Source organism: Candidatus Zixiibacteriota bacterium (assembly GCA_040752595.1).
GTDB lineage: Bacteria > Zixibacteria > MSB-5A5 > WJJR01 > WJJR01 > JACQFV01.
Map to the genome: position 1 here is coordinate 21,535 of JBFMGX010000003.1, position 26,971 is coordinate 48,505.

12 protein-coding genes and 1 tRNA gene are annotated in these 26,971 nt (G+C 62.2%); 8 read left to right on the plus strand and 5 right to left on the minus strand.

From position 1 onward, the window contains the following. Window positions 1–4 precede the first annotated feature (4 nt). Window positions 5–463, plus strand: coding sequence for a T9SS type A sorting domain-containing protein (locus AB1792_00345; protein MEW5700671.1), 459 nt, complete (start codon window positions 5–7; stop codon window positions 461–463). Window positions 464–706: 243 nt separating this feature from the next. Here the strand turns inward: AB1792_00345 and AB1792_00350 are convergent, their stop codons facing one another. Genes AB1792_00350 through AB1792_00360 form a run of 3 tightly spaced genes read right to left on the minus strand, consistent with a single transcriptional unit; the run spans window position 707 to window position 5,179 of the window. Further along, window positions 707–2,197 carry a DEAD/DEAH box helicase gene (locus tag AB1792_00350; protein ID MEW5700672.1) on the minus strand — a complete coding sequence of 497 codons (1,491 nt, stop codon included), beginning with the start codon at window positions 2,195–2,197 and terminating at the stop codon, window positions 707–709. Window positions 2,198–2,214: 17 nt separating this feature from the next. Further along, the gene (locus AB1792_00355) at window positions 2,215–3,495 is read right to left on the minus strand and encodes an oligopeptide:H+ symporter (GenBank protein ID MEW5700673.1); all 1,281 of its coding nucleotides are present in this window, start codon (window positions 3,493–3,495) and stop codon (window positions 2,215–2,217) included. Between the two features lie 25 nt (window positions 3,496–3,520). After that, complete coding sequence (locus AB1792_00360; protein ID MEW5700674.1) at window positions 3,521–5,179, minus strand: aspartate:alanine exchanger family transporter; 1,659 nt, start codon at window positions 5,177–5,179, stop codon at window positions 3,521–3,523. Between the two features lie 873 nt (window positions 5,180–6,052). Here AB1792_00360 and AB1792_00365 point away from each other — a divergent pair. Both AB1792_00365 and gdhA read left to right on the plus strand, forming a co-directional pair. Further along, window positions 6,053–7,747, plus strand: a complete 1,695-nt coding sequence (locus AB1792_00365; protein ID MEW5700675.1) for a M2 family metallopeptidase — start codon at window positions 6,053–6,055, stop codon at window positions 7,745–7,747. 677 nt (window positions 7,748–8,424) lie between these two features. Beyond that, window positions 8,425–9,780 (plus strand): NADP-specific glutamate dehydrogenase, encoded by a 1,356-nt coding sequence (gdhA, locus tag AB1792_00370; protein ID MEW5700676.1) that lies wholly within the window; start codon window positions 8,425–8,427, stop codon window positions 9,778–9,780. A gap of 226 nt (window positions 9,781–10,006) precedes the next feature. Here gdhA and AB1792_00375 read toward each other — a convergent pair whose 3' ends face one another. Further along, window positions 10,007–18,751, minus strand: a complete 8,745-nt coding sequence (locus tag AB1792_00375; protein MEW5700677.1) for a VWA domain-containing protein — start codon at window positions 18,749–18,751, stop codon at window positions 10,007–10,009. Window positions 18,752–19,575: 824 nt separating this feature from the next. Between AB1792_00375 and AB1792_00380 the strand changes: the two genes are divergently transcribed. The 4 genes from AB1792_00380 to AB1792_00395 all read left to right on the plus strand — a co-directional run bounded on the left by AB1792_00380 (window position 19,576) and on the right by AB1792_00395 (window position 25,197). Then, window positions 19,576–20,310, plus strand: a complete 735-nt coding sequence (locus AB1792_00380) for a metalloregulator ArsR/SmtB family transcription factor (GenBank protein ID MEW5700678.1) — start codon at window positions 19,576–19,578, stop codon at window positions 20,308–20,310. Window positions 20,311–20,484: 174 nt separating this feature from the next. After that, entirely contained in the window at window positions 20,485–21,531 is a 1,047-nt protein-coding gene (locus tag AB1792_00385) for an efflux RND transporter periplasmic adaptor subunit (GenBank protein ID MEW5700679.1), read from the plus strand. Beyond that, the gene (locus AB1792_00390) at window positions 21,528–24,836 is read left to right on the plus strand and encodes an efflux RND transporter permease subunit (protein MEW5700680.1); all 3,309 of its coding nucleotides are present in this window, start codon (window positions 21,528–21,530) and stop codon (window positions 24,834–24,836) included. Before AB1792_00385 ends, AB1792_00390 begins: the two co-directional genes overlap by 4 nt. 160 nt (window positions 24,837–24,996) lie before the next feature. Next, window positions 24,997–25,197 (plus strand): DUF2892 domain-containing protein, encoded by a 201-nt coding sequence (locus AB1792_00395; protein ID MEW5700681.1) that lies wholly within the window; start codon window positions 24,997–24,999, stop codon window positions 25,195–25,197. Window positions 25,198–25,374: 177 nt separating this feature from the next. Here the strand turns inward: AB1792_00395 and AB1792_00400 are convergent. Further along, a tRNA-Ser gene (locus AB1792_00400) sits at window positions 25,375–25,459 on the minus strand. 183 nt (window positions 25,460–25,642) lie between these two features. On the opposite strand from AB1792_00400, the gene AB1792_00405 reads away from it, so the two are divergent. Then, a complete protein-coding gene (locus AB1792_00405) occupies window positions 25,643–26,926 on the plus strand; it encodes an alginate export family protein (GenBank protein ID MEW5700682.1) in 1,284 nt (427 codons plus the stop codon). Window positions 26,927–26,971: the final 45 nt, after the last annotated feature.

Sequence of the window (26,971 nt, forward strand, 5' to 3'; positions counted from 1 at the left end):
CGTTATGAATATCCGCATCAGGCGCAGCGTGGCGATCTTCGTCGGGCTGGGGATCGGTTTTCTCGGCAGCTCGCTGTCGACATTGGCATTGCGGGGCGGCCCGCCCTCACGCGCCCCGGAATCGCCCCCGCCGGCATCGTCGGTGGCGGTCATGGTCACCGTCGTTCCGAAGTTGCCCGTTCCCGGAGAATTCGAACTCCAGCAGAACTATCCGAATCCGGTGGGCGGTGGCACGGTCATCCGCTATGGACTGCCCGCCGACTGCCACGTGGAGCTGACGATCTACAACACCTTGGGGCAGAAGGTCCGGTCGCTGGTGAATGAGTATCAGACGGCCGGTCTGCGGATTGTCGAGTGGAATGGTGAAGATGACCGCGCAAACCGGATCGCCAGCGGCGTCTACTTCTACGTTATCCGGGCCGGGGGACATACCGCGGTCAAAAAGCTGGTCGTGGTCCGATAGATTCTCCACGTATCAAGGATCCCGTAGAATCAGTTTCATAACCGGCATACCTGGCGGCAAACCATGTGGCGCCGGGTGCCCACACCCGGCGCTGCTGTCGGGTGTGGGCACCCGACAGCACAGGGATGGGGCTGTGAATCCGTTTGTGGGAACGACATTCATCGCCGGACGCGGCATGCGATCCGTTGCGTGTTGTTCGGGATCGCCTGCCCCTGTGTCCGTGCACGCAATGCGTCGGTGTGTTCACCGTCGGCGTCGGGGTCTCGGCGGAGTCGTCTTCGTGGTCGGGCGGGAACGGCGGCCATAGCCGCCTCCGGGCGGTTCCGGCTTGGGCACCGGCGGCGCAGGTCTGGTTCTCGGTACCGCTTTGGTCTTGGTTGGTGCGTGCGGGAGCGTCTGCGCGGATGAGCGCCGTACGGCCTTGTGCCGGGTGCGGTCACGCTCTTCGGCGCGGCGCGTCTTGATGGCCGCGATCCGTTCGGCGATAGGCACTTCGAGTTTCTCGGACGGCTTCGCCGAATAGTCGAAGCCGTCGAGTGTCAGGTGCGGCAGACGGGTTCCCAACGCCTTCTCGATGGCGCGCAAATCCGCCTCTTCCTCCCCGGAAACAAACGTGAAGGCATCGCCGAGCGCCGAAGCGCGGGCCGTCCGTCCCACCCGGTGGATGTAGGCATCCGGCACACTGGGAACATCGAAATTCACGACGTGGGATAATGCCTCGACGTCAATCCCGCGCGCGGCGATGTCGGTGGCCACCAGGACCGGGAAGAGCCCGCGCTTGAATCCGTTGAGCGCCTCGGTGCGCTGGCCCTGGCTGCGGTTGCCGTGGATGCGTTCACAGGCGACGCCGCGCCGCTTGAGGAATTCCGCCACACGATTGGCGCGGTGCTTGGTGCGCGTGAAGACCAGCGCGCTTCGGATCGAACCGCGGCGCAACAGTTCCAGCAGGAGCACCGGCTTGAGCTCCTTGCGCACGGGATAGACCGCCTGGGTGATGCCCACGGCAGGGGCGGACTGGCGATCGATGTTGATCGCCACGGGACGATTCAGCATTTCCTTCGCAAGCGCGACGATCGGCGGCGGCAGGGTCGCCGAAAAGAGCAGCGTCTGCCGGCGCGGCGGCAGATGCTCCAGCACCCGGCGGATGTCGGGGAGAAAGCCCATGTCGAGCATCCGGTCGGCTTCATCCAGAACGAGGATCTCCAGCCCCTTCAGCCGCGCGTAGGGATACTGGAAATGGTCCAGCAGCCGTCCCGGTGTCGCCACGATCACGTCGACCCCGCGGCGAAACGCGTGCTCCTGTGGTCCCATGCCGACGCCGCCGAACACCGGCGCGCCCGACAGAGGCGTGTGGGTGGCCAGCAATTCCAGATGGTCGGCGATCTGCGCCGCCAACTCCCGCGTCGGCGTCAGGATCAGCGCGCGGGTGGTGTGGCGCCGTTTCCCCAGGAGTTGGTGGAGAATGGGCAGCACAAAGGCGGCCGTCTTGCCGGAGCCGGTCATGGCGCAGGCCAGAATGTCGTGCCCCGCCAACGCCGGCGGGATGGCATCCCGCTGAATCGGCGTCGGATGCGTGAAGCCCATTTCCGCCACGCCGCGCAATAGATCGGCGTGCAGGGCAAACGACGAGAACGGGCATTCGTCGGGACCATGCGATTCACGCGCTCCGCCGGGCGGGGGTTTGATCATGGGGTTCACATTCACCTCTGGGCCGCCGATGCCGGCGGCACGCATTGGGACGTCATCTCATGTCAGGCCGACGCCGTCTTCTTGTGCTCGAAGCGCCGCCCGACATAGGCAAAGAGCACGGTCACGATCACGATCATGATGGTCAGCCCGCTGAAGTACATGCCCGGTGTCGTCTGCGTGTACAGGCGGGAGAAGAAGCCGGCCAGGACATCGCCTGCGAAGATCGTGAACAGCCAGACACCGGTGATCAACGACTTCATGTGATTGGGGGCCTCCTCGAAGGCCAACTGGAGACCGATCACGGAGATGCACAATTCCGCCATCGTCATCAGAATGTAGGCGCCGACCTCCCACAGGATCGACACCTTGGTCGTGGCGGAGATGAAGCCGGCGGTCGCCATCGTCCCCATGCAGAGGATCACCAGGAAGAAGCCGATGAGCATCTTCTTCGGCGACGACAGCCGGACCGTCTCACTCCGGTCGGTCCGGGACCAGAGCCAGGCGAACAGCGGGGTGAGGGCGATGATCAGGATTGGGTTGATCCCCTGGATGGCATCGGGCGCGATGCGGCCGAAGGCCGTGTCGAGCACCATGTAGTCGCGCGCGAACAAGGTCCAGGTCGAGTACGACTGATCGAACACCGACCAGAAGAAGATCACGAGCACGAACAAGCCGGAGAGGCGCACGAGAGTCGTGCGCTCCTCATGACGCTGCTGGGGCGTCTTCTCGGCACGGGCGCCGCGACGGATCACTTCTTTCGGGTAGTGTTTCTTGCCGAGGTAGAAGACTGCCAATGCCACCGCCATGAGCACCGTCGGCGCCATGAACGCGGTGCGGTACCCGTAGTGATCGCGGATGAAGGGCAACGTCAGGGTCGTGGAGGCGGCGCCGATGTTGATTGCCATGTAGAACCAGGAGAAGGCCTGCGAGAGGAGGTGGCTCTTGCCCTGCTCTTGATACATCAGGCCCATCAGCGTGCTGATGTTCGGCTTGATCGATCCGGAGCCACCGGCGAGAAGGAACAGAGCGACATAGAGCCCGACTTCGGTCGACCAGGTGCCGAGGATGATCTGTCCGATCAGGTAGGGGATCGCAAAGTAGATGATTGTCTTGAACTTTCCCAGCCAGCGATCGGCGATGTACCCGCCGACGAGCGGCAGGATGTAACAGGAGGCGGTGAACAGGGAGGCGACGGTGGCGCTGTTGGCGTCGCTATAGCCCAGCTTCTGGACCATATAGAGCAGAAGCAGAGTCCTCATGCCATAGAAGCAGGCACGCTCCGCCAGCTCGCCCCAGAAGATGAACCAGAACCCGCGGGGATGGCGATTGTCCTCGGTTGTCATGTGATCGGACCTCGGCGTTGGATGGTTATAACAACAGTGTCGTGACAATGATCTGGGCGAGGATGATCTTGGCGATCATCGAGGCCGGTTGCACGGCGGCATACCAGAGATTCGGCAGGTCGTTCTGCGCCTGCTGATTGGCGTAGGCCAAACAGGCCGGCTGGGTCTGAACGCCGGAGAGGATTCCCATCGCCGCGGACATCGGCAGTTTCAGGCGCCGATGGGCGAACAACAGGGTCCCGACCGCGACAAACGAGGCGATGAGGACGGCGGCGATCACCATGCCGAACGCGCCGGTCTGGATCGTGGCCCCGAGCCCCCGTCCCGCCTTGGTGCCGATGGCCGCCAGAAAGAAGACCAGACCGATCTGGCGCAAGACGAGATTGGCATTGAACGGCAGTCCCCATTGGATCGGGCCGGTGCGCTCCAGGCGCCCAAGAATCAAGCCGACGATCAGTGGACCGCCGGCAAAGCCGAGCCGGAAGGTGGTGCCGTTCGGCAGCGGGATCGGCGCCATACCGACAAAAACGCCCAAAACGATGCCCAAAGACAACGATAGATAATCGGTCTCGGACAAGGATCGGAGCGAATCGCCGAAGAAGGCGGTGATGCGGTCGACCTCCTGGCGGGGCGAGACCACCAGAATGCGGTCGCCCATCTCAAGTGTTGTGGCCGGCAAGGGAACGAATTCGGCGTCGCCGCGGCGGAGACGGGTGATCGTGCCGACATAGGCGCGGCGCCGTCGCAGTTCCCCCACAGCGGTGCCGACGACCGCCGGAGTGGAGACGAAGTACCAGCGGTAGGCCGTGTCGTCCCGCCGTTCGGCGACACGCTCCGTCGATTCTTCGCCGAGAAAGAGGTGGACGGTCTTGAGCGCCCGGGCCGGACCGACCACCACAAGTGAATCACACGCCCCCAGAATAGTATCCGGCTCGACGACTTGGACGGTGTCACCCTTCTTGATCCGGCTGAGGACGAAATTGGGATTCTCCAGCGCGGCCAGGAATTGATCGGCGGTGCGTCCGATCACGGCGGGATTGGTGATGCGGTACGTGCGGCTGGTGACCGCATCGGCCTCGGCTTCATGGGCGCGTTCGGCGGTCTCGCGGGCGAAATCGATCTTGAACACCCGTGCGAAGATGAACATCCAGAGAATGGCGGCCAACACGCCGAGCGGATAGGCCAAGCCATAGGTCACCACCGGGCTGTTCAGCAGCAAATCGAGTTGGTCCGGCGGCAGCGCCGGGGACATGTTCTTGATCGCCTCCACCGCGGCGGCCAACGCCGGTGTGTTGGTGAGCGAGCCGCAGAACAGACCGGCGGTCGCGGCCGCCGACAATCCCAAGAGGCGGCCGGTCAATCCGGCCACGACGGCGCCGCCCAGTAGGATCAGGACAGCCATCGTGCTGACGCCGAGCCCGCGTTTCTGGAACGAGGCGAAGAACCCCGGCCCGGCCTGCAGGCCGATGGCATAGACAAACAACACCAGACCGATGACGTAGATGTGCTCCGGCAGGACCAATCGCGGATCGACGGCGGAGAAAGCGATGCCGACGAACAGCAATGCCGCCACGCCCAGCTTGAAGCCGTGAATACGGATGTTGCCGATCAGATATCCCAACCCAATGACCGTGAACAAGAGCAGGAGGTTGTTTGCTGCCAGCAGGTCGAGGAGAGGGGACATCGTTGGTCGTCCGGATACAGGGCCTGGCGGCCACGGCGTCGAGATAGAGATACGGAGAATCAACGGCGGCGGCAAGGGGGTGTTGACCGGGTCGGGAAATGTCGAGGGCGATTGTGCCTTCTGGCAGTATTCAACAAGCCTTGAGAGCGTCTAATTGGATGCTGAAAAAGGCCAATCCATGTCATTCTGAGCCCCGCCGCTCTCTGGCGGGGCGAAGAATCCGCTGTTGTTCTCATAGGGAGAAACAGCAGATCCTTCGCTTCGCTCAGGATGACAATGGTGGGGTCGATCCGCATTTCCTGAGTTTTTCAGCAGCCTCCTAACAATATGAACGGAGCATTCCAGGACCCTCACCCCATCCCTCTCCCCGGAAGGGAGAGGGGGATCAGATTCTTCCCCTCTCCCCTCTGGGGAGAGGGGAGGCTTGCCCTGAGCGAAGTCGAAGGGGTGAGGGGTCGTCAGCGGCGCATTACACATGCCGAAACCCCCGACGTACCTTGAGCTTCTCATTCTCATAGACGCTCCAAAGACCCAAGTTTAGAGAGTGCACGCCATGCGCCCCCGCGTCGCGTAGCTTTTTGCATACATGCGCCCCCCGAGGGCGGGTGGCGCGCACCGACAAGGCGGTCGGTCGCCCGTTAGGGCCTTTTGGGACAGCCCCTGCTGGAATCCCACGCACAAGCCCTTCGACATGCGGCGTCGAAGGGCCTGTGCGTGCCACCCGAGTGTTGGGGAAGTCAACGCTGCCGGGGCGTTGCGGAAATCAACATGATGTCAGGCGCGGCACGATTGCGGTTGACCGGGATGGATGATATGGTGTGATTAATAGGCTGTATCTGCCCAGAGAGGCAGGCCGGGGAGAATGGAGGAGAGATGCGTCGAGTGGCTTTGGCAGTAGGAGTTGGCGTTGTTGTGGTGGTCGTATCGGCGATCCACGCCATGGGAACGGGAGTGACACAGGACGATTTCAAGACGTTTCTGGCCGAATACGAGGCGAAGGCCATCCCGCTGAGTCGCGCCAGCAGTCTGGCATACTTCATTGCGTCGACTTCGGGCGCCGACAGCGCCTACGAGAGATACAATGCACTGGAGCTCGAATACCGTCGCCTGCATTCCGATACGGCCGCCTTCGCGCGGATCAAGGCGTTCCGCGACGGGGGACAGGTCACCGATTCCCTGCTGCGTCGCCAGTTGGAACTCCTGTACCTCGGGTACATGGGCAACCAGATCGCTGGGACGTTGTTGGAGCAAATCACGGCGCTGGAGACCAGCATCGAGCAGAAGTTCAACACCTATCGCGCCGACGTGGGCGGGCGGAAGCTCTCGGACAACACGGTGGACAGCATCCTGCGCGCGTCGACCGATTCCCGTGAGCTGGAAGCGGTCTGGACGGCGAGCAAGGCGATCGGTGGGGTGGTGGAGGCGGATCTGCGTCAGTTGGCCCGGCTGCGCAACCAAGCCGCCCGTTCGGTCGGCTTCGCCGATTTCTACGAGATGCAACTGAAGCTCACCGAGATCGAGCCGGAGGAGCTGGAGCGGCTGTTCGTTGAGTTGGACAGCCTGACGCGCGGCGCCTTCATCGAGTTGAAGGCCCAGATCGACTCGGTGCTCTCGGTTCGTCTGGGCATCCCCCGCGACCAACTGCGACCCTGGCATTATCAGAACCGGTTCTTCCAGGAGGCATTGTCAGTCTACGATGTGAATCTGGATGGGTTCTTCACCGGAAAGGACCCGGTGGCGATCGCCAAGGCGTACTTCGCTGGAATCGGCATGCCGGTGGACACGATCCTCGCCCACAGCGATCTCTATGAGAAGCCGGGGAAATACCAGCACGCCTACAGCACCGACATCGATCGCGAAGGGGACGCGCGCATCGTCTGCAACATTCGTCCCGATTACAACTGGATGAACACGCTCCAGCACGAGCTGGGTCATGCGACCTACTCGTATTACAATGATCCGTCGCTCCCCTGGCTTCTGCGGGACGCCGCGCATTCGCTGACCACCGAGGCGGTGGCGCTCTTTTTCGGCTCACTGGCGGGGAATCCCCAATGGTTGATCGATGAGACCGGCGCGCAGAAGGCGGATGTCGACCGGGTGGCCAAGGCGTGTGCCCAGTCGATGCGCGCCGAGAAGCTGATCTTCAGCCGCTGGTCGCAGGTCATGCTGCATTTCGAGCGCGGGTTGTACGGGAATCCGGAGCAGGACCTCAACACGCTGTGGTGGGACTTGGTCGAGAAGTATCAACTGCTGACCCGTCCGGCGGGACGGAATCAACCGGACTGGGCATCGAAGATTCACATCGCCACATCGCCGGTCTACTATCACAGCTACCTGATGGGAGAACTGCTGGCGGCGCAGTTCGCCGAGACGTTGCGTCAAAACGTGCTGGGTCGCAACGATCCGCACAGTGCGAGCTTCGCGAATGACCCGCGGATCGGCCGGTTCTTCATGGACACAGTCTACCGTCCGGGGGCCCGCCATCCCTGGAATGAGATGATCGCGCGGGCGACCGGATCGAAGCTCTCATCGGCCGCCTTCGCCCGTCAATTCGTCAGCGCCCGGTAGACTCGCGTATCCTCGGGTTGCTTGAGGATCGGCACGGTTTCGCAATCGATAGATCCCACTCCAGCGACGGTGAACAAGGGGCTTACGCCCCTTGTTTGCCGGTGGGCGCGGTCGTCGCCGAGGCCACGTGTCCCAGTCTGTGCCAAGTGGGTTTTTGTCAGGTATCACACGGTTTTTGTCGGCACATTCGATCCGGACTCCGAAGGACGAACGTAGAAGACACGGCAGCCGACAGCGCATCATGTGATTGCGCGTCTTCTGTCGGTCGACGGTCTCATCGCGGGTTGTTCCGCGCCGCCCGTCGACCATGAAAAGATCGTTTGCTGAGGATTGCCAAATGAATGAAATAAGAGCTCGTCAGGAGCACAGGGCTCCTGACCTACGGACGCTGTTCCATTTGGCAATGTAAGGATCAATAAGTGTCAAAATGGACGCGCGTTCGGTGATCCGCCTTGACTTGGGGCGGCGGCCGGTACATGGTGGGCGACGGCTTGGGTCGGGAAATCTGTCACATGACGGACAGAAACGCTCCCAGCCATCCGAACGACCCGGCGTCGGTTGACTTGTCCGGAGAGAGTTGGTGTCCGCGCAGTGACCTGCAATGCCCCGTTGTACCAGTTCGCCTGCATGGGATAGTCGTTTCACATCACATTATGTCATGATTCAAGGAGGTCTGCATGTCCGCGTTCAATCCCAAGGAGTTTGCCGACAAGTTCATGGCGAACTTGACGGCGACTCATCCGAACCAGCCGGAGTTTCACCAGGCGGTGCGGGAAGTGGTCGATTCCCTGTCGTTGTGCCTGCAACGGCATCCCGAGTATCTCGAGGCGAAGATCCTCGAACGCATGTCGGAGCCGGATCGCGTGTTCATCTTCCGTGTCACCTGGCAGGATGACAAGGGTGAGATTCACGTCAACCGTGCCTACCGCGTGGAGTTCAACAACGCCATCGGTCCCTACAAAGGCGGATTGCGTTTTCACCCGAGCGTCAATCTCAGCAAGCTGAAATTCCTCGGGTTCGAGCAGATACTGAAGAACAGTCTGACGACGCTTCCCATGGGCGGCGGCAAGGGCGGCAGCGACTTCGATCCCAAGGGGAAGTCGGACTACGAAGTGATGCGGTTCTGCCAGGCGTTCATGAATGAGCTCTATCGCCACATCGGCGCCGACATCGACGTGCCTGCCGGGGACATCGGCGTGGGCGGTCGGGAGATCGGTTATCTGTTCGGACAGTACAAGAAGCTGACGCACTCCTTCGAGGGCGTCCTGACCGGCAAGGGGCTCAACTGGGGCGGGTCGCTGATTCGTCCCGAGGCCACCGGGTATGGCTGCGTGTACTTCGCCGAAGAGATGCTGAAGACGCGCGGGCAATCGTTCCAGGGCAAGACCGTCGCGATCTCCGGTTCGGGCAACGTGTCGCAGTATGCGGCCGAGAAGGCCCGTCAACTGGGCGCCAGGGTGATCACGTTGTCGGACTCCAATGGGACCGTCTATGACAAGAACGGCGTCGACGCCGAGAAGTGGGTGTTCCTGATGGAACTGAAGAACGTGAAGCGGGGACGCATCAAAGAGTACGCCGACAAGTACAAATGCGAATACCATGAAGGCAAGCGCCCGTGGTTTGTCCCATGCGACATCGCGTTGCCCTGCGCCACGGAGAACGAGGTCTCCGGCGAGGACGCCAAGATGCTGGTGAAGAACGGGTGCACCTGCGTCTCTGAGGGCGCGAACATGCCGACGACGCCCGAGGGCATCGAAGTCTTCCAGCAGAACAGGGTGCTGTACGGCCTCGGCAAGGCCGCCAACGCCGGCGGCGTGGCGACCTCGGGACTGGAGATGTCGCAGAACAGCATGCGCCTGTCCTGGACGCGCGAGGAAGTGGACAATCGCCTGCACGGTATCATGAAGTCGATCCATCACGCCTGTCGGACGACCGCCGAGGAGTATGGCCAGCCCGAGAACTACATGCTCGGCGCCAACATCGCGGGCTTCATCAAAGTGGCGAATGCCATCATGGATCAGGGGCTGGTCTGACGCTCAAGAACAGCACGTTTGTGAGCGGGGGGAGTCGTAAGACTCCCCCCGGTTCTTCTTCCTCCGGCGCAATGACCAAGAGCGACCGCACACCTGAGGGATCGTGAAGCCGATTCTACGATGGCATTGATTGCCTCTCTCGACAAGCTCGCGTACAGGGTCGCATGAAAAAGCCCCGCCCGGAAGATCCTCCGGGCGGGGCTGTTGGTCTCGATTGGAGAGAGGACTACTTCACCAGCATCATCTTCTTCGTCGCCGTGAAGGACGCGGCGTGCAGCCGGTAGAAGTAGATGCCGGAAGCCGCCGCATGGCCGGAGCGATCGGTTCCGTCCCAAGTCACCGCCACGCGTCCGGCAGGCTCGTGTCCATTGAACTCGCGGACCTGCTGACCGAGGACGTTGTAGATCGCCAGAGTCCAGTCGGCTTCATCCTTCAAATCGAAGGTGATCACCGTGCCGGCGTTGAACGGGTTCGGGTAGTTCTGCTGGAGCGCGAACTCCGTCGGCACGAACCGTGCGGCCATGCGCACCGGCAAGACGGCGCCGGAGGCATCCGACAATTCTGCCGTGGTGAGATCGATGCGGCCACCTCCGGTCACCGGGATGCTGAGCAGCTCGTGCGTGCCGGCGGACAAGTGGACGCCCCGCTCCCACGGGTAGGCGATGATGCGCAGCTCGTCGGCGGTGCTGTTCGATTTCATGGCCATCGCGGCAGCGGCGCCGGACAACGTCGGAGTGCCGAGATCGAGATCGGAGTAGTGGAAGACCAGATGCGCGCCGCCGATCTCAACCGGAGAGTTTGTGGTCACCCGGAGCATGCCGTTCTCGATCGAATAGCGGACGTCCGCGACTGTGCCGGTGGCCGCTTTCGGATGGCCGCCCGGTGGATAGGGCTGGGCATCGCCGGTGATGATGCGAATCATGTAGATCAGGTCGGCCACGGTCAACACGATGCCGTCGTCGTTGACGTCGGAGGCCAGGATCTGGACGTCTTTGTAGCAGTTCGGCGGGTCGTCATCGTCGCAGACGTCCGACCACACCCCATCGCCGTAGATGAAGTAGTTGGTGAACAACACGGCGTCGCCGACCTCGTTGGCGATGCCGTTGAGGTTCATATCACCGCGGTCATCGGGCGGCTCGATGATACAGATCCACCCGCCGATGAAACAGATGGCCGGGACGGGATTCTCCTTGGCGTTGGACAGGCACGTGTCGATCGCCATGTGGCTTTCCACGAACGTCGTGTCGCCGGACCGGCTGGAGATCACGTTGTCCGTGCAGTCAAACCAGCAGAAGTTGATCGGCACGCATTGGTTGATCAGGTTGCGATCCGAGGAGACGTCGAACGTGAGCGTGGCGATCGCCCCGATCGGATGATAGGCGCCCTCCGGGGGCGTAACGCCGTTGTCCAGGTTGGCGATGCCCACGAGGCGGAGATAGCCCGACGGGCATCCGCCGGTGCAATTGCCCTGGGCGCCGTAGCGATAGGTGAAGTACTCCCACTGGAGGGAGTCGATGACGTGCCCCTTGTCGGCTCCCAGAAAGACCAGCACGCTGGGATCGTAGCAGATCAACAGGTCGAAGCCGCCGATGTCGGTGAAGAGACTGTCGAAGTTGACCGGTATGCTGACGCGCTGGCCGTTGAGCGTCTGAATCGTGCCGTCATTGTCGCCCAGCGAGACGATGATGCGGCAGCCGCAGTTGTCCTCATCGATCAGGAACGTCACACAGAACGACTTTTCGCATGAGGCACCGCAGGCATCGGAGCAACGAATCGTGACGCAAACCTGGCCGTCACCGGCGGGCGTGTAGATCCACTTGCCGTTGCTCAACATCCCGGGGCCGCTGACGATCTGACAACCGGTGAAATTGCCGTCGACGTCGCTGCCGCCGACCGGCAGTTGTACCTCTTGCGGGACACAGTTCTGACGGATCGTCATGTCGCCGGGGACATTGCACACCGGCGGGCTGTTGACGTCGAAGGTGACATTGAACGACTTCTCACACGAGGCGCCGCAGGTGTCGGTGCAGCGGACCGTCACGGTCACCGTCTGCTCCGTCGTCGGCGTGTAGCACCACATGCCGCCGGCCAGTTGGCCGGGACCGTTGATCTTCTGGCAGGTCACCGGGCCGCCCTCGGGATCGCTGCCGCCGACCGGCAGGCAAAGCTGCGTCGGTGAGCACTGGAAGACGGTCGTGTCGTTGGGGACCAGGCACGTCGGCGGCGTATTCAGCGCGACCGTGACGTTGACTGTGTCGTAGTCCGAGGCGGCGCAGGAATCGGTCACCTTGACGATGATTGTATACACGCCGGAGCCGGCCGGAGTGAAGCAGACCAGGTTGGCATCGGTGTTGATCGTCGCTCCGGGTGGACCCGCGACCAAGAACTCGAACAACGGACCATTGTTCGGGTCGACCACCGTGTACGATTTGCAGATCGACGCGGGGGCGCATTGGGACACCGTCGTATCGTTGCCCAACGAAATCGTGGGTGGCGTGTTGATCGTCACCTGATAGACGATCATGTCCTGATCGGCGGCGCCACAGGTGTCGGTGATGCGCGCGATGATTGTGTAGGCACCCGTCCCGGACGGCGTGAAGCAGACCTTGTTGGCGGCGGTGTCAATCGTGGCGCCGGCTGGCCCCGACACCAGCGCCTCGATCAGCCCGCTCATCCCGTTCGGGTCACTCACCGTGTACGTCGCGCAGATCTGCTCCGGCGCGCACTGGAAGACCGACTGGTCAGACCCGAAGGCGATGGTCGGCGGGTCATTCATCTGGATATTGACATTGAAGCTGCTCTGGCAGGTGTTGCCGCACTCGTCGGCGCAGCGGATCGTGACTGTGAACGATTCAGTCCTCCAAGCTCTGTAGACCCAGGAGCCGTTGACCACGGTACCGTAACTGGAGGTATTCCAGCACATCACTGACGCATCGCAGTTGTCGGTGCCCGAGACCGGAACCGAGATGTCGGTATTCTCGCAGAGGGAGAAGTTGACCGGCTCGGTCGGCAGATTGCACACCGGCGACTGCGTGTCGACGATCGTGATCACCTGAATGCACACGCTGGTGTTGCCGCAGACGTCGTACGAGACCCACCGGCGGGTGATCGTTCCGGTATTGCCGCCGCAGCCGTTGAGATTCGGCTGCTCGAGGAAGGTCGTCGTGACATTCGGATCACAGTTGTCAGCCACGGTTACCGTCGCCGGCGGCGGAATGGGATCGCCGCACTGGATTGTCGTGTCGCGCGGACAGGTGCCTACGACGTGTGGCGGAGTGTCGTCAATGACGGTGATTGTCCGTTGACATTGGGCCGTTGCTCCGCAGGAATCGGTAGCCGTGTAGGTGTACGTGTAAACCAACGGGCTGCCTGGGCAGCCGGCGGCGCCGTTGTTGGTGCTCGAGCAGGTGACTGTCACAGTCCCGGTGCCGCCCGTTACAGTCGCGTCGCTCGGGTTGCACGGCGGCACTTCTGCGATGCATTGGACGGCCAGATTCCCGGGGCAGGTGATCTGCGGCGGCTGGCCTATGACGAAGGTCACGTGGAATGTCCCTTCGCAGTAGGCATTACAGGCATCGGTGCAGCGGATCGTCACGGTCACCGTGCCGGCACCGGACGGCGTGTAGCACCAGTTGCCGCCGGAGAGAATGCCGGGGCCGCCGGTCATGACGCATCCCGTGAGGTTGCCGTCCGGATCGGTCGCCGAGACCGGGAGGCAGACCTGCGCGGGCGCGCACTGGAAGATCGTGGTGTCGTTCGGGACGTTGCAGACCGGCGGGTCGTTGATGACAAACGTCACGTTGAAGGTCTTCTCGCAGAAGGCCCCGCAGGCGTCGCTGCAACGGACGGTCACTGTCACGGTCTCGTCGCCGGTCGGTGTGTAGCACCAGTTGCCGTTGAGTTGTCCGGGGCCGGAGACGATCGTGCACCCGGTCAGGTTGCCGTCGGCATCCGTCGCCGAGACCGGGAGACAGACCGGCGTCGGTGAGCACTGGAAAATCGTGGTATCGTTCGGCACGGTGCAGACCGGCGCGGCGTTGATGTCGAACGTGACATGGAAGGTCTTCTCGCAATATGAACCGCAGGCATCGGTGCAACGGACGGTCACGGTGACGGTTTCGTCGCCGGACGGCGTGTAGCACCAGTTGCCGCCGGAGAGCGTCCCTGGCCCGTTCGTGATCGCACATCCGGTCAAATTGCCGTTGGGATCGGTGGCCGAAACCGGGAGACAGACCTGGGTCGGCGCGCATTGAAAGATGGTGGTGTCGTTCGGGACACTGCAGACCGGCGGATCGTTGATGTCGAAGACGACCGTGAACGATCCGGGACAACTGACGCCGAGTGTGTCGGTGCAGCGGATATCGACGGTGACGGTTTCATCGCCCGAGGGTGTGTAGCACCACTGCCCGCCCGACAGCGTCCCCGGCCCGTTTTCGATCACACAGGTGACCGGCGGATGCTGGCTGGTGGCGTAGACCGGCAGGCACAATTGGGCGGCCGTGCACTGCACGACCGTCGTGTCGTTGGGAATGAAGCAATTCGGCGGCGCGGTCTGGTAGATGGTCACCATCACGGTGTCGCGGTCGCCGGCACCGCAGGGATCCACGACTTGGGCCACGATCGTGTAGGTCCCCGTCCCGGGGGGTGTGAAGCAGATTTGGTTCAGCGCCGTGTCGATCGTCGTCCCCGCAGGTCCGCTCACCAGCGATTCGATCAGGCCCGCCATGCCGTTGACGTCGTTCGGGATGTACGTGATGCAGACGGGATTCTGCGGGATGGTCTGCGGCAGCGAGATGTCGTCGCCCAGCGCGATCGTGGGCGGATCGTTGATGTCGAAGGTGACATGGAACGTCTTCTCGCAATAGAGACCGCAGGCGTCCGTGCACCTAACAGTGACAGTGACTGTCTCATCGCCGGTCGGCGTGTAGCACCAGTTGCCGCCGGAGAGGATTCCCGGTCCACCAGTAATCGTGCAACCGGTCAGATTGCCGTTGACATCGGTGGCGGAGACCGGGAGACACACCTGGGTCGGCGTGCACTGGAAGAACGCGGTATCGTTGGGGATGTTGCAGACCGGCGCGTCGTTGATGTCGAAGGTGACATGGAACGTCTTCTCGCAGTAGGCGCCGCAGGCATCGGTGCAGCGAATCGTCACCGTTACGGTCTGGTCGCCGGTCGGTGTATAGCACCAGTTGCCCCCGGAGAGGGTGCCCGGTCCGCTGGTGATGGCGCAGACGGGGTTGTTGCCGGTCGCCGAGACCGGGAGACAGACCTGTGTCGGCGTACACTGGAAGAACGAGGTATCGTTCGGGATGTTGCAGACCGGCGCGTCGTTGATATCGAAGGTCACATGGAAGGTCTTCTCGCAATAGGCGCCGCAGGCGTCGGTGCAGCGGATGATGACGGTGACGGTCTCATCGCCGGACGGCGTGTAACACCAGTTGCCGCCGGAGAGGGTGCCCGGTCCGCTGGTGATGGCGCATCCGATCAGGTTGCCGTTGGGATCGGTGGCCGAGAACGGGAGACAAACCTGCGTCGGCGTGCACTGGAAGAACGAGGTGTCGTTCGGGATGTTGCAGACCGGTGCGTCATTGATGTTGAAGGTGACATGGAACGTCTTCTCGCAATAGAGACTGCAAGCGTCCGTGCAGCGGATGGTCACCGTGACCGTCTCGTCACCGGACGGTGTGTAGCACCAGTTGCCGCCGGAGAGGATTCCCGGTCCGCTGGTGATGGCACATCCGGTCAGGTTGCCGTTGGGATCGGTGGCCGAGACCGGGAGACACACCTGGGTCGGCGTGCACTGGAAGAACGAGGTGTCGTTCGGGATGTTGCAGACCGGCGCGTCGTTGATATCGAAGGTCACATGGAATGTCTTCTCGCAATAGAGGCCGCAGGCGTCGGTGCAGCGGATCGTCACGGTGACCGTCTCGTCACCGGACGGTGTGTAGCACCAGTTGCCGCCGGAGAGGGTACCGGGTCCGCTGGTGATGGCACATCCGGTCAGGTTGCCGTTGGGGTCGGAGGCCGAGACCGGGAGACAGACCTGTGTCGGCGTGCACTGGAAGAACGCGGTGTCGTTCGGGATGTTGCAGACCGGTGCGTCGTTGATGTCGAAGGTGACATGGAACGTCTTCTCGCAATAGAGACTGCAAGCGTCCGTGCAGCGGATGGTCACGGTGACGGTTTCGTCGCCGGACGGTGTGTAGCACCATTGCCCACCCGACAATGTCCCCGGTCCGCTGGTGATGGCACATCCGGTCAGGTTGCCGTTGGGGTCGGTGGCCGAGACCGGGAGACAAACCTGTGTCGGCGTGCACTGGAAGAACGCGGTATCGTTGGGGATGTTGCAGACCGGCGCGTCGTTGATGTCGAAGGTGACATGGAACGTCTTCTCGCAGTAGGCGCCGCAGGCGTCGGTGCAGCGAATCGTCACCGTTACGGTCTGGTCGCCGGTCGGCGTATAGCACCAGTTGCCGCCGGAGAGGGTCCCCGGTCCGCTGGTGATGGCGCAGACGGGGTTATTGCCGGTCGCCGAGACCGGCAGACACACTTGTGTCGGCGTACACTGGAAGATGGTAGTGTCGTTCGGAATGTTGCAGACCGGCGTGGCGTTGAAGGTGAACGTGACATTGAAACTGTCTTCGCAGTACAGTCCGCATGAGTCGGTGCAGCGGATCGTCACGCCGACGGTCTCGCTGCCCGACGGGGTATAGCACCACTGGCCACCGGACAGTGTGCCCGGCCCGGCGGTCTTGGTACATCCCTCCAGGTTGTTGTCCTGGTCTGTTCCCGAAACCGGAAGACAGACACTGGTCGGATTGCACAGGAAGATCGTCGTATCGTTCGGCACGCTACACACGGGCGCATGGTTGGGACAGATCGGGAAGGCGTGATGCCCGGTCGGCGCGTTCGCCGGGCTGGCCACGGTCACCGAACCATCCGAGGCGGTGAAGTAGTACTGAATGCTGTCGCCGCCGCAGACCAGTTGGCTTCCCGGCACCGAGGCGCAGAAGGTGCTGTCGGTGCGCGTGGTCGGCACCGACGTGTACGGCGACGAGCCGGAGTTGCGATAGAACAGATTCACCGTCAACTGGTTCAGCGGCGTGTCCTCGTCGGTGACGTAGGCGCAGAGCTGGACCGTGGTGCCCCAGCGCTGGCAGGTGTTGTCGAGCGCGATCGTCGCCGGGGTGCGCACGATCACCGGCGGGGCCTTCTCGCAATAGTTGGCGGTGTCGCAATCGACGCACTGTCCGCTGCCCAGATGGTGGCAGATGATGACGTCATGGCAGTCGCCGTTTTGGATCGTGTCGGGGCTGTCGTAGCAGATCAAATAGCGGCTGCAGAGCCGCGTCTTGATCTGCGTGTAAATCGCATCAAGTTGCGCGCCGGTCGGAGCATTGTAGTAGGCGCCGCCGGTGGCATACGAGAGCTTCTGCACGTATTGGGGATCGAAACTGCCACCCAATGTTATGCCATAAAGCGGAATCCCCGCCCCCAAGGCGAGGTTGACAATCAACGCCGAATCATCGGCAAAGCCGTCCCCCAAGCCATCGGGGGAGCTCCCACCGCCGCAGTTCTGGCTGTTGTTCTCCATCCCATCGGTCAAGTGGATGACCGCCTTGCTGCCCAGCTCGGGCACGGTGAGGCCGACACCGGCCCAGACGCCATCGAAGTACGCCGTGTATCCGCCCGTGCTGAGACCGTTGATCGCGGCCAACAGCAGCGTGGTGTCCCCGGTGAAATTCTGCACGACGGTGTAGCAAGTGGAGAACTTGACAATCGCGGCGCGGTCGTAGATGTCCATGTTGCGCACGAATTGTGCCGCGGCGTTCTTGGCCGCCGTCATTTTCCCGCCATTGGCCATGCTGCCGGAGACATCGATCACCAGGCAAGTGGCAGTGCGACAGGAATCGAGCGTCAGTTGCTGGACCGTGAACCCGTTGATCTGGTTGTTGTCCTGATACACGCAGAAGCTGTCGGCCGTCAGGCCGCCGACGGGATATCCGAACTGATCGAGCGCTTCGACATAGGTGCAGATGTGCGGGAACTGGCTTGGGTCGAGCTGCGAGATATTCAGCGAATCGAAGGCGCTGGCGGCCTCCTCCGGTACGAGGGAGGCGGCGAACAGCACATGCCGATTGGGGCTCGGCGAATGCGTGGCGCTGGGAACCGATGTGCCGGTGGCCGGTTCGGAATGGTCGGCCGCCGACATGTTGCTGGAACTGCCCGACTGATCGAAACCTTCGCTGTATCCGTTGTTCCAAGTGTATGAACCGGTCTTGCCGCAGAAGACGTCGGCGACCGCCATGCCGCCAGCAAAGACGTTCAGCGTCGCGGTGATCGGATTCGGGGAACTGGAGTTGACGGAGGTGCCGGCCGAATGGCCGATCGGTGTCGTCTGATTGACATTGGCGTAGGTCGACGCGCCGTACTTCGGCGACGCCGGCGCCGAGCCGCCCCAGGTCACAGTAAACGTGTTCGTGCCCGCGGCGGTGATTCCCGCCTCTTTGAGATACCACAACTCGGTGCGGACAATCGACGAGGTTCCGGCGGCCACGCCGCCGATGCGTGTCAGGGACTGACCGCCGTAACTGACGGCGTTGACGCCAACGTCACTTCCGTTCTCGTATCCGACCGCGAAGATCAGAAGCCGACTGCTGCCGACACCCGCGGTGTGCGTCAGGCCGGTCGTCCAACTCCCCAACCGCACGACATTGGCGGCGATCGACGCCGGCGACGGCGAGAGCGCCGAGGCCTTGAGGGCCTCAGCGGTCAGACTGTCCTCGACGAAATAGGGGTCGTCGTCGGTGCCGAGATTGATGCGCCCGGGTCCCGCCGTCCACGCCGCCGGAGGCGCGAGAACGTTGATGACGAGCAGCAGAGGGAGAACCGTGGACAGTGCACGAAGGCAACATGCGCGACGGGACAGACCACGCCCCCGCGCGAGGAAGATGAACAGCGTTTTCATGTAAAAGGCCTTTCTCACTCGCTCATACTACATGTCCATACCACGGTTGACAGTGAAACGGAGACAAACAGCGTTCGTGTCTGCCCCCCTGTCTGAGCGCGGCTTGCGTTCCTCAAGCGTCGTCACGCAACGCCTCAGCCCAGTCTTGTGTCTGACAAACTGCCGTACAAGAAGAACAAGTGATATGACTTGGGATCAGCGCGGATACGCCGCTGACGGCAGCCGCAACGGATCCTCTACGTGCAAATGAATAAGACCCTTGACCAAAGTCAAGTGATTTCCCGGTTAAGGCTCTGTACGGGACAGGATTCCCCCATCGCGATGCCTCGCGGGGGGGAGAATCAACGCTATTCTGGTCGTGCTGAGGGTCGGTATTGGGATCCATGCCGAGCATTTCGTCATGGAGACTCGGGCACCGAATCGCCGGAGGTTCAAAGAGCTACGATGAGGTTGGCGCTGTGGCGCGAGCCCGAGCGACGGATGAACGCCATGACCTGTCACAATGTCAAGAGCCATAACGAGTTTTCAAGACCGGATTCGCAGACGACCTGGTCGCGAACGGAGGAGTGACCGTCTCCCGGCGTGATCGGGGGCAATTGTGGTTCTGATGATGAATTGCAAAGTCAAATCAGGATTCTGAGGGCGTGTCACTGCTGTCAACCACCTGACCGATGACGTCTGGGCCGTGGGATACCGCAGGGGTAGTCAATTAAGACATTGCAGTACAATAAATTATACAATTATCCCAAGAATCAACAAACAACCTTCTGCGCTCCTCGTATTTCTGCTTGAGATTATTACAGTATTCGCTTAACTAATGAAGTATGGCCGCCAACCGATCATCCACTCGGTACAAGACGGATCTTTACCGTCAATTCGCCCGCGTCGGCCAGGCGGTCGCCAATCCCCGCCGCTTGGAGATTCTCGATCTGCTGTCACAAGGTGAACGGACAGTCGAACTCCTTGCCGGAGAGATCGGGACGACAGTCTCCAATGTCTCCCAGCATCTGCACGCCTTGCGCGAAGCCGGTCTGGTGGAGTCCCGCAAGGAGGGGCTGTATGTCCATTACTCCATTGCGGGCGAGCAGGTGGCGGCCTTTTGGCGCGCGTTGCGCGCGTTGGCCATCGATGTCTCGGCCGAGGCGCGCGAGTTAGTCCGTTCTTTCATTGACGAACGTGACACGTTCGAATCGGTGGAGCACGATGAGTTGGTGAAGCGGGTCGAGTCGGGAGACGCCGTCGTCATCGACGTACGTCCCTTGTGGGAATACGAGGCCGGTCATATTTCCGGGGCGCTGTCGATTCCTCTGGGAGAATTGCCCCAGCGTCTCGGTGAGGTTCCGAGCGATCGTGAGGTGGTCGCCTACTGTCGCGGCCCCTATTGTCTTCTCTCGGTGGAGGCGGTGGAGCTCTTGCGTCGTCACGGCATTCGGGCGCGCCGTCTGATTGACGGACTCCCGGAATGGCGGGCGGCGGGACGGCCCACGGACCGAACGGAGGACGGACCGCAAGTCGCAGAGGGGGAATCGGCCCGCCCGTCAGGAGCGCAGGGCTTCTGACCTACGGAGATCTGCGGCAGAGCGCAAGAGGCGATGGATGCCGGATGGAACATCGGTGTATCCGAGGCGGCAGCACCCCTCACCCCGCCCTCTCCCCTGTGGGGAGAGGGGAAGTGACTTGTAGTTGACCTGATCGAATTGGTGGATGCAGTTGGTTAAGGATGGAGTTTCACAATGATGAGAGAAATCTACTCACTTCGGTTCTTCCTCCCATTCTTCGTGTCCGCCGTGTTGCTGGGCGGAGGATGCCGGCACTCGACGCCCTCGGCCGGAGGAGGACAGGACCATCCCGCGCGCAAGGTTATGGTGTCCGTGGTTGGTCGATCACCGCGAACGCAGCATGTGGAGCAGGCGGGAACGGTCGCGGCGCGTCATCGCGCCGACATCGAAACCAAGGTACAGGCGCGCGTGGAGCGAATCGGCGTCGCCATCGGCACGCGGGTCCAGCGCGGCGAACTGTTGGCCGAATTGGACACGCGCGAGATTCGGGCCCGGTTGACGCAGGCACAGGCGCTGCGGGAGCAGGCGGCGCAAGATTTCGCGCGCTACGAGACTCTACTGGCCGGTGGTGCCGTCACCCGGCAGGAGTATGACGGCGTCAAGGCGCGCCAGGAGGTCGCGGAGGCCTCTTGGGCGGAGGCCGAGGCGATGTTGAGTTATGCGCAGATCACGGCTCCGTTCTCCGGCACCATCATAGACCGCGCGGTCAATGTCGGCGACCTGGCCGTGCCCGGTCGCCCGCTCTTCACCCTGGAAGATGGGGCGTCGCTGCAGTTTGTCGCCGCCGTGCCGGAGGCATATCGCGGACGCGTCAATCTCGGCGAATCGCTTCGCGTCTCCGTGCCCGTCGCCGCCGTCGAGTACTCGGCGGTTGTCGACGAGTTGTCGCCGAGTGCCGATCCCGGCAGCCGGACGTTCGTGGTCAAGCTGGCGCTTCCCGATCCGTCCGGTCTGCGGGCCGGACAGTACGGGCATCTGCTCCTCCCCACGGGCGAGGAAGCGGTGGCGTCGATCCCGCTGTCGGCGCTCGTGCGTCGCGGGCAATTGGAACTCGTGTACGTGGCGAGCGACGAACATCGGGCCGGACTACGATTTGTTCGCACCGGTCGGCGATCGACGGATCAGATCGAAGTGCTCGCCGGATTGCGGGACGGGGAACGCGTGATCGTGAACCCCCCCGCCGGTCTGTCCGACGGCGACGCGATTGAGGAGCCATCGTGACGTCGCGCCATTCCCGTTCCCGGGAGTCACAGGGGTTGGCCGGCGCCTTCGCGCGGACGTTCATCGATTCGAAGCTGACGCCGCTTCTGATCATCGCCTCGGTTCTTCTCGGGGCGCTCGCGGTTGTGCTTTTGCCCCGCGAGGAGGAGCCGCAGATCCGCGTGCCGATGATCGACGTGCTCGTCCGGGTGCCCGGATTCTCCGCCGGGGAAGTGGCCGACCGTGTCACCGCCCCGATGGAAAAGCTGATCTGGGAAATCCCCGGCGTCGAGTATGTCTACTCGATCTCGCAACCGGAACAGTCGCTGGTCATCGTTCGCTATCTGGTGGGCCAGGACGTGGAACGCAGTCTGGTCAAGCTGAACCAGAAGCTGCAGTCAAACTTCGATCGGATTCCGCCGGGCGTGTCGTTCCCGCTGCTCAAGCCGCGGTCGATCGATGATGTGCCGATCCTGGCGTTGACGTTCCACAGCGCCACGGCGGATCACTACGCGTTGCGACGAGTGGTGGCGGAGATCGAGGATCAAGTCAAACAGGTGAAGGATGTCTCCGAGACGGTCATCATCGGCGGCCTGCGGCGGCAGTTCCGCGTGCAACTCGACCCTGGGGCATTGGCGGCGCGGAACCTCGACGCTGTAGCGGTGATCCCGATTTTGCAGCAGGCCAATCGGCAGTCGAAGGCCGGGGCGCTGATTCGTTCGGATGCGGAAATCGTGGTCGAGACCGGTGGTTTCCTCCGCGAGGCGGCCGATCTGGAGCAGGTGGTTCTCGGCGTGTCCAACGGGTCCCCGGTCTACCTGCGCGACGTGGCGCAGGTGGTCGATGGTGCCGAGGAGTTGGCGCAGGTCGTTCTCTTCGGCAGGGGCGCGGCCGACGGTCCTGCGCAGGAGGAAGAAGCCGCGGTGACGCTGTCGATCGCCAAGCGTCCGGGGACCAACGCCATTCAGGTGGCTCACCGCGTTCTCGCCAAGATCGAGCATCTGCGCGGCCGGGTGGTCCCGTCTGATGTCACGATGACGATCACCCGCCACTACGGCGAGACCGCCGACGAGAAGTCCAACGAACTGTTGTGGCACATGATGATCGCCGTCGTCAGCGTCGCGGTGCTGATCTGGCTGAGTCTGGGATGGCGGGAGGCGATCATCATCGCGTTGGCGATCCCGTCGACGCTGGCCCTGACACTTCTGGTCTTCTACCTCACCGGCTTCACGCTGAATCGGATCACGCTCTTTGCCCTGATCTTCTCGATCGGAATTCTCGTGGACGACGCCATCGTCGTGGTCGAGAACATCACGCGCCATCTGCATCTGCCGGCCGAGCAGCGCCGGTCATGGGGAGCGATCGCGGTCGAGGCGGTGTCGGAGGTCGGCAATCCCACGATCCTGGCGACTTGGGCGGTGATCGCCGCCGTCTTCCCGATGGCCTTCGTGGGTGGATTGATGGGGCCGTACATGCGGCCGATTCCGATCGGCGCGACCGCGGCGATGCTCTTTTCACTGATTGTGGCCTTTATCGTGACCCCTTGGGCGGCGGTGCGGGTGTTGCGCTGGAAATCCGGCAAGTCCCCCCTCGGCGGGCATGGAGGCGACCGGGAAGCATGGACGACCCGCGTCTATCGCAAGCTGATGGGGCGATTGATCCACCGAACGCGGGCGCGGCAGATGTTCCTGCTGGTGATCACGCTGGCCCTCATGGGGGCCATGGGATTGGTGGCGATCGGATGGGTGCAGGTCAAGATGCTCCCCTTCGACAACAAGAACGAATTTCAGATTGTGATCAATATGCCGGAGGGGAGTTCGCTGGAGCGGACGACCCAGGCGGCGCGCGAGATCGCCGCCGCGGTCCGGGTCGAGCCGGAAGTGACAAACTATCAAATCTATGCCGGGACGTCGGCGCCATTCAACTTCAACGGCCTCGTGCGGCACTACTTTCTGCGTCGCGGCGCCCACGTGGCCGACATCCAGGTCAATCTCTTGCCCAAGGGCGAGCGTTCGGATCAGAGTCACGACATCGTCAAGCGCGTGCGACCCCGGGTCGATGCCATCGCCGGTCGCTATCGCGCCCGGGTGGCACTGGCCGAGGTCCCACCGGGCCCGCCGGTCTTGCAGACCCTGGTGGCGGAAATCTACGGTCCGACCGATTCGTCACGAACACAACTGGCGCGCGCCGTGCGAGGGATATTCGCTTCCACGCCGGGAGTCGTCGACATCGACGCCTATGAGGAGGAGGATCAGCGCAAGCTGACCTTCGTCGTCGATCATGAGAAAGCCGCCATGCACGGCATCAGCGCCGGGATGATCGCACAGACGTTGCAGGTGGGTGTCACCGGACTGCAGGTCGACATCGGTCATCGCGCCGACGAACGGGAAGACATCGCGTTGGTCGTCGAGTTGCCGCGCCGTCGCAAGACGGGGCCGAGCGACCTTCTGGCCTTGCAGGTACGTTCGCCCCTGGCCCGGTCGACAGGCGATCCGGCACGACCGGCGTTGGTGCCGCTCTCCGAGTTGGTCCGTGTCGATGAGCGGATCGTCGACAAGACGATCTACCGCAAGAACCTCATGCCGGTGACCTATGTGATCGGCGACGTCGCCGGTGTCCGCGAAAGCCCGGTCTATGCCATCGGCGATATGAACCGGACGCTGCGGCAACTGGATATGACCCGGTTCGGCGGCAGCCAGGCGCGGCTTTCGGTTCTCAATGCCTCACAACCGTCCACGACGCTGGAACCGGCGCTGAAATGGGACGGCGAATGGCACATCACGATCGAAGTATTCCGGGATCTGGGGATGGCTTTCGCGGCGGTCCTCATACTGATCTACATTCTGATGGTGGGGTGGTTTCAGTCGTTGTTGACGCCGCTGGTCGTCATGGCCGCCATACCGTTTTCGCTGATCGGGATTCTCCCGGCGCACGGCCTGTTGGGTGCGTTTTTCACCGCCACCTCGATGATCGGGTTCATGGCGGGCGCCGGGATCGTGATCCGCAATTCGATCATCCTCGTCGATTTCATCGAACTGCGGTTGCATCAAGGGATGCCGTTGGCCGAGGCGGTGATCGACGCCGGGGCGATCCGCTTCCGGCCGATGTTGTTGACCGCGGGGGCGGTGATCGTCGGCGCCGGCGTGATTCTCTTCGATCCGATCTTTCAGGGGCTGGCGATTTCGCTGATGGCGGGCGAAGTGGCGTCCCTTTTGATCAGCCGGGTCGCCGTGCCCATTCTGTACTATGCCGGGAACCGGAGAAGGCACCAGGCGGTTGCGCAATCGACGTCGTCGGCAAGCTCGATGGGCCAACAAGGGGCTTAAGCCCCTTGTCCGCGGATGTCATCAGGTGCGCAGGGTACCTGATCTGCGAACTTGGTGGGCAGAGCCCACCCTTGATATCCGAACTCGTGCTTTGTAGGGTGGGCTCCGCCCACCGTTTCTTGACTTGTAGATGGATTCAGACACAAGGAGGAAACGCATCATGTCACTGGAACACACCATTCGCGCCATCGCCGGGACATTCGTTCTCGCCAGCGTGGCGCTGGGCTGGTTTGTCAGCCCGTACTGGTTTCTGTTCACCGCCTTCGTCGGCGCCAATCTCCTGCAGTCGGCGTTCACGAAGTGGTGCCTGATGGAGGACATCCTCAGGAAGACGGTCTTTGCGCGCCGTCAGACGGCGTGAGGGCGATTGACGGTCGCAAGCTCGGTTCGGCGGCGGGGCGAGTCGCTCCCGTGGCTGTGCGTGCCGAACAAAGGGGTGGGCGGGTGTGCCACGGGTCTTCAGACCCGTGAATCTCGTTGGCAACAGGTAACACAGGTCTGAAGACCTGTGGCACATCGGTTCCTGGCGGCGGATCAGCGGAGGGGCGGGGACTCGAACCCCGATGGGCTTTTGGCCCGGCGGTTTTCAAGACCGCTGCCTTACCAGTTAGGTCTACCCCTCCGTGAACACGCCGGATGTCCGCCCGGCTGTCGTATCCGATGCCAAGATTGGACGCCGTCGCCCCCTTGTCAACCGGGGTGATGCGGTGTGTTCATGACCATGCCGGCGCAGCAAACTCCTTGCCTCTCGTGTTTCACAAGCACAGATTGGACGGACGCTTGGTCTACCATGCCCAGCAAGAGGAATGCCTGTGCGTCGGCCATACGATCTTCTCGCTGCAATTGCCCTCGCGGCGACCATCTTCGGAATTGCCAGACCCGTTCCGGCCGAGGACATACGTTGGGAGTTCAGTGCCCAAGTCCGTCCGCGGCTGGAGATTCGCGATGGCTATCGACGGCCGCTGATGAGGGATGAGGGCCCAGTGCTCCTTCTTTCGCAACGCACCCGGCTTGGGATCCGTTGCATAGTCAATCCCCAAGTGACCGCATTTGTTCAGTTCCAGGATGCCCGCACGTGGGGAGATGAAGGGAGTCAAGCGTGGGGAACTCGCTCGTCAGTAGCCCTCTTGGATACGTACCGCGCTTTCATTGAGTTGAGATGGAGACACTGGTCTCTCCGGTGCGGTAGGCAGGAGCTCACGTGCGAGGAAGAGCGCATCATGGGTAGCTCGGATTGGCTGCAGCAGGCCAGGGCTCATGATGCCATATGTCTGCAATGGCAGAGGGGACATTGGACGGGTCAGACCGCGTGGGCGCACAATGAGTCGGGCCAGCCGTTGACATCAGATTACAGCATCTACATTGAGAACGGCAATTGGGACTACAAGAGTCTGGCGATGTGGTGGATTTCACATCAGACAAGAAGATGGAAAGAGAGCTTCTTCCTCCTGTACGACCACGATTGGGAAATGCGGGACATGTTGGGATACACGTCGCGGTTCTCTTTCGGTCCGCGTTTTGAATCTGCGCTTGAGAGATTCGGGCTCCGGCTAGAAGCTCATTGGCAACTGGGGCGCCTGAAAAGGAGCACATGGTACTACCCGGGTCCTTCGATCGCCGATACCCTCGATGTCAACGCCTTCATGGTTGCCTCATCTGTCACTTACGACTTGGGCGCAGTCAAGCTCGGGCTGTGGTACGACTATCTCTCGGGCAACCGTTCTGACTCCTCTGCCTACAGAGCATTCGATGCACCGTATCCGTCCAATCACGAGTTCTACGGCTGGGCCGACTATTTTGAGGACATCCCGAACGACACCAGGCAACGCGGCCTCCAGGATTTGGCACTCAAGATAACCATCAGAAACATCGGCCCGGTGTCCGGGCAATGCGATCTGCACTATTTCTGGTTTGCGCAGCCGGATGAGAAACGCGACAAGGCGTTGGGGATGGAAATCGACATCGGAGCAACATTTCCGCTGATGAAGAGCGTCGCCTTGTCGGCCGGTTACGCGCATGTGGTGCCGACCGAGGCGCTCAAGCGTGAAGGGCGGCGAGACCGCGGGGAATTGGTTCTATTCGATGCTTGATTTCAATGTGGAGTGACTTGGTGGGCGGAGCCCACCCTACGATAT

Bases quoted from the DNA above. Each gene is read 5' to 3' on its own strand.
- AB1792_00345 (MEW5700671.1), top strand. From the start codon at position 5: ATGAATATCCGCATCAGGCGCAGCGTGGCGATCTTCGTCGGGCTGGGG.
- AB1792_00350 (MEW5700672.1), bottom strand. From the start codon at position 2,197: ATGCGTGCCGCCGGCATCGGCGGCCCAGAGGTGAATGTGAACCCCATG.
- AB1792_00355 (MEW5700673.1), bottom strand. From the start codon at position 3,495: ATGACAACCGAGGACAATCGCCATCCCCGCGGGTTCTGGTTCATCTTC.
- AB1792_00360 (MEW5700674.1), bottom strand. From the start codon at position 5,179: ATGTCCCCTCTCCTCGACCTGCTGGCAGCAAACAACCTCCTGCTCTTG.
- AB1792_00365 (MEW5700675.1), top strand. From the start codon at position 6,053: ATGCGTCGAGTGGCTTTGGCAGTAGGAGTTGGCGTTGTTGTGGTGGTC.
- gdhA (MEW5700676.1), top strand. From the start codon at position 8,425: ATGTCCGCGTTCAATCCCAAGGAGTTTGCCGACAAGTTCATGGCGAAC.
- AB1792_00375 (MEW5700677.1), bottom strand. From the start codon at position 18,751: ATGAAAACGCTGTTCATCTTCCTCGCGCGGGGGCGTGGTCTGTCCCGT.
- AB1792_00380 (MEW5700678.1), top strand. From the start codon at position 19,576: ATGGCCGCCAACCGATCATCCACTCGGTACAAGACGGATCTTTACCGT.
- AB1792_00385 (MEW5700679.1), top strand. From the start codon at position 20,485: ATGATGAGAGAAATCTACTCACTTCGGTTCTTCCTCCCATTCTTCGTG.
- AB1792_00395 (MEW5700681.1), top strand. From the start codon at position 24,997: ATGTCACTGGAACACACCATTCGCGCCATCGCCGGGACATTCGTTCTC.
- AB1792_00405 (MEW5700682.1), top strand. From the start codon at position 25,643: ATGCCTGTGCGTCGGCCATACGATCTTCTCGCTGCAATTGCCCTCGCG.